1 protein-coding gene is annotated in these 1,119 nt (G+C 46.1%); it reads left to right on the top strand.

Translation table 11 applies throughout. The annotated features are described in order from the left end of the window. Window positions 1-149: 149 nt before the first annotated feature. Window positions 150-1,109 carry an IS30 family transposase gene (locus NIE88_RS22075; protein ID WP_309247068.1) on the top strand — a complete coding sequence of 320 codons (960 nt, stop codon included), beginning with the start codon at window positions 150-152 and terminating at the stop codon, window positions 1,107-1,109. Window positions 1,110-1,119 lie beyond the last annotated feature (10 nt).

The raw sequence follows: 1,119 nt of genomic DNA, 5'->3' as shown, positions 1-1,119 counted from the left end.
CTTGAATTTACACTTTAAGTGCAACACATAGAAAATTAAAGGACCCATCGCTGAGTCTTCTCTGTACAATAGGATTTGCGAGAAACTACTGAAGACAGGGGAAGTCAACGATGAGCCACTACCACCATCTTAATCCATAGGAACGAGAAATCATACTGAAAAATGTCATTTTGGGCAAGTCCATTCGCTCGATTGCGGCTCTTCTGGGTCGCTCTCCAGCCACAGTCAGTCGTGAAAGGAAACGTAATCAACAGAGTGACGGCACTTACTCTTCTGTTCAAGCAGAAGCGAAGTATCATACACGGCGGAAAGGCTGTCATCGGCAACACCTGTTGGCGAATTCTGAACTTCGCGACTGGGTTCAGCGACTCATTCTCGAACATCAATGGTCTCCTGAACAAATTGATCAACGGCTTAAACGCGATCATAGTCCTTGGAAAATCAGTTATACGACCATCTATCGTGGAATTGAGCATCATCTTCTGGATGAACCCAATCGTCAACCCGGTCAACGCGGAATCGCCCGTCACTTACGGCACCGAGGAAAATCACGACATAGTAAGGGTTATGAAGAACATCGTGGAAAAATCCACTATAGCCATTCCATTGACGAACGGCCACCTGAAGCCAATGAACGTCGCGTCATTGGCCATTGGGAAGCGGATACGGTCGTTGGAAAGATCGGATCCGAATGTCTGGTAACGCTTGTTGATCGAAAAACACGATTTTTAATGGCCGCAAAGGCTGCTAAGAAGACCGCCCAATGTGTGAAGGAGAAATTAATTGAACTGTTCTCCCAATTACCCCATGATCAGCGACTGACCGTAACTCCCGACCGTGGTAAAGAATTTGCTTGGTATGCCCAAGTGGCTGGGGCATGCGGTATTACATTTTATTTTCCTAATCCGCACGCGCCATGGCAACGTGGGAGCAACGAAAATACCAACGGGCTGTTGCGGGAGTATTTTCCAAAAAGACATGACCTTAGCCAGGACAGCAATGTATCCATTGCACATGTCGTTAATGAATTAAATCACCGACCTCGCAAATGTTTAGGATGGAAGACTCCATTTGAGGCCTTTTATAATCAGGTGTTGCACTTAGTTTGACAATTCAAGC

Origin of the sequence: Sporolactobacillus shoreicorticis (genome assembly GCF_024125445.1) — a bacterium.
GTDB classification, from domain to species: domain Bacteria; phylum Bacillota; class Bacilli; order Bacillales; family Sporolactobacillaceae; genus Sporolactobacillus; species Sporolactobacillus shoreicorticis.
The sequence above is the reverse complement of the archived record's forward strand: the minus strand, read 5'-3'. Positions and strand labels throughout refer to the sequence as shown.